3 protein-coding genes are annotated in these 3,060 nt (G+C 43.1%); all 3 read left to right on the forward strand.

What is annotated here, in order from left to right; all coding sequences use genetic code 11:
- Positions 1-533 precede the first annotated feature (533 nt).
- The 3 genes from BLT18_RS17795 (at position 534) to BLT18_RS17805 (ending at position 2,967) form a co-directional block, all read left to right on the forward strand.
- Positions 534-1,340, forward strand: coding sequence for a sulfite exporter TauE/SafE family protein (locus BLT18_RS17795; RefSeq protein WP_245705320.1), 807 nt, complete (start codon positions 534-536; stop codon positions 1,338-1,340).
- 15 nt (positions 1,341-1,355) lie between these two features.
- Positions 1,356-2,267 carry a LysR substrate-binding domain-containing protein gene (locus BLT18_RS17800; RefSeq protein WP_091277104.1) on the forward strand — a complete coding sequence of 304 codons (912 nt, stop codon included), beginning with the start codon at positions 1,356-1,358 and terminating at the stop codon, positions 2,265-2,267.
- A 76-nt stretch (positions 2,268-2,343) separates the two neighbouring features.
- Positions 2,344-2,967 (forward strand): LysE family translocator, encoded by a 624-nt coding sequence (locus BLT18_RS17805; protein WP_091277106.1) that lies wholly within the window; start codon positions 2,344-2,346, stop codon positions 2,965-2,967.
- Positions 2,968-3,060 lie beyond the last annotated feature (93 nt).

Here is a 3,060-nt window from a genome sequence, read left to right on the forward strand (position 1 = left end):
CTGCCTTGCCAAGCAAGACCCTTTCCTGCCCTATTGCCTTTTATCTTGTCCACCGAGGCTCCATGTCAAGTCTCCACAATGTGGATTAATATACCGTTATTTGTATAATTAGGATTGCCATTACCTACAAAAAACGATTGCCAAATACACCAATAACCAGTAATGATGAGAAAATTTATAACGAAGTAAAGATTAGGCATATTTGCTTTGTCAGGATAGAGATGTTTGTTTCGCTTTTTCGTTATCCTTTTTATTTTCCTTCTATCTCGTGGTTCCACAAGCAACACCACCACATTCAATATAGAGCTTTTTTGTTCATACCTTTTAAAGACAAGAGGCTGTCTCAAAAAGCCGTCAATTATAACCTTTTGAGACAGTCCTTTCTCCGCTTCCTTCTCTTCCCACGCAACTTTTTTTAAAAATTGGGCATCCTGTAATTATTACTAACTGTTATACCGTATTCTCTTTTTCATTTTTCTCCATTTCTATTCTTTTATCGTGATATAAATGAAATAGTGAGAGGAGGACGTATCGTGATTATTATCGCGCTTATCCTGCTGGGGTTTGCAGCAAGTACGTATGGAACGATTATCGGAGCAGGCGGAGGTTTTTTGTTTGTCCCCGTACTGTTAATGTTTTATGATATAACGCCAGAAGCTGCAGCAGCAACCGGCCTTGCGATTGTCTTTTTAAATGCAGCTGCCGGATTGCCTGTGTTTATAAAGCAGCGCAGAGTATTATTGCGAACTGGCTTACTGCTTGCTGCCGGTGCATTTCCAGGTACAATTTTAGGAGAACGATTGGTTCAGTTCAGCCCGGAAGCTGTCTTTTACGCATTGTTTGCCTGCCTGTTAATTGGACTCGGTTTATTTTTAACAATAAAAAAACAGCCAAAAACAAAAAAAGAACCGGCGCCAGAAGTAGCTGCAACAGCAGAAAACAGTTATACTTTACATGGAAAAGATATCAGTGAAGATCACATGATTACATTCCCATTTCTGCTTGGCGTAGGCCTTTTGCTTGGCATTATCTCCTCTTTTTTTGGCATTGGAGGAGGCTGGCTGCTCGTGCCGATATTAGCGTACGGATTTGGCTTATCTTTAAAGGCAGCAACTGCTACGTCGATTTTCTCCCTTGCCATTTATTCTCTCAGCGGTTTGATTCCAAGTGTAATCAACAACAACGTGGAGTGGAACATCGTGCTGTGGAGCGGCATCGGTGTCCTTGCCGGCGCCCAGGTTGGTGCCGTGCTGTCCAAAAAGATGAAAGGGTCAACAATTACACGTTTACTAGCTGCTATCGTGGTTGTTATGGGAGTAAGCATGTTTTTTCAGATATAACAAGGAGTGTCATCCATGAATATCCAGACCTTTCAGCTTTTTTGCTATGTCAAAGAAGAAGGCAGCATTAGTGCTGCTGCGAAAAAAGCATACCTCTCCCAGCCAGCGGTTACCAAAAAGATTCGCCAGCTTGAAGAACATTATTCCACCCTTCTCTTTGATCGTGAACACAGCTCGATTGTGTTAACGCCTGCCGGGGAACGATTGTATTACCACGCTAAAAACATCGTCAAAGAATATGAACAATCCGTAGAAAATATCGAGGAGTTACGGGGCATTCACACACAAACGTTAAAAATCGGCTCTTCTTATACGCTCGGAGAGTACATTTTACCCGAAATCATCAGCGCTTTTCAGCAGGATTATCCTGCGCTGCAAATACAATTATCCATCAGTAATACACCTGCTGTCCTGGCCGACCTTGAAGAAGAAAACATTGACTTGGCTTTTGTCGAAGGCAATGTCCAAAATCCTCAGCTCAACAAAAAAGTGATTGCTAGTGACCACATTGTTTTAATTGTTTCACCGAAACACCCATGGGCAAAAAAGAAACATATCGTGCCTCGCGATCTTCTGTCAGAGCGCATGGTAAAGAGAGAACGCACATCAGCAAGCCGGCAAATCGTTGAAGACCATCTCTCCGAAAAGATAGACCTCTCCCAAATAGAAAGTACATTGGAACTGAGCACAACCCAAGCGATAAAAAGCGCTGTCCAATCAGGGCTTGGCTATGGATATGTCTCACGTTTGGCTGTCAGGCAGGAACTTCAAGCCGGGCTGCTTTGTGAAGTCGATGTGAGCGGCGTTCACATTCAACGGCCGCTGTGGGTGACTTCGCGTGTACAACGGTTTGCCAAAGAATCGATTGCGCAATTCAGCGATTACGTGCAGCATTACTTACAAGAGCATTCAATCATATACTCGTAAACCTGCCGCCATCCATTTCTCATTCCTTCACTTTTCTTGTATACTCGTAGTAAACAGTCAACAAGGAGGAAGACACATGGATGGTTTGGCTATTCTGGCATTTTTAGGAACGGCTGTTGTCCTGACCATTGCCCCAGGACCTGATATATTATTTGTTATCGCCCAAAGCATGACACAAAACAAAATGGCCGGTATTGCTACAGCACTGGGACTTTGCACTGGTTTACTCGTACATATCGCTTTTGCTGCTGCCGGTATTTCTGCTATTATCTATCAATCTTCTATTGCATTTTCTGTAGTCAAATATGCAGGGGCAGCGTACCTTTTGTATTTAGCTTGGCAGGCATTTCGAGATCAATCAAACGTCGCTCTTTCAAACGATGCCAGTCCGTTTACCTACCGGAAACTGTACAAAAAAGGAATTATTATGAATCTGTTAAACCCAAAAGTGTCCCTGTTCTTTTTAGCACTGCTTCCTCAATTTACTGATCCAACAGCAGGCTCTGTACCGCTGCAAATGGTGCTCTTCGGATGTATTTTTCTTATCCAGGCCTTGCTGATTTTTTCTGTTGTCAGCGTCGCCGCCCATAAAACAAGCACACTTGTCTTGCGGCACCCCCGCATCCAGCGTCGTCTCAATGTCATTCAAGGAACATTGTTTACAGTGATTGGACTGCAAATATTATTCAGCAGACAATAGGGGCTGTATCAAAAGCCCTTAACGAAAAATACCATGGACGCCATCCCTCCAGATGGTGACCATGGTATTTTTTTATAACCAGCTTATGCAGCT

The organism is Alteribacillus persepolensis (genome assembly GCF_900099605.1).
Lineage (GTDB): Bacteria > Bacillota > Bacilli > Bacillales > Marinococcaceae > Alteribacillus > Alteribacillus persepolensis.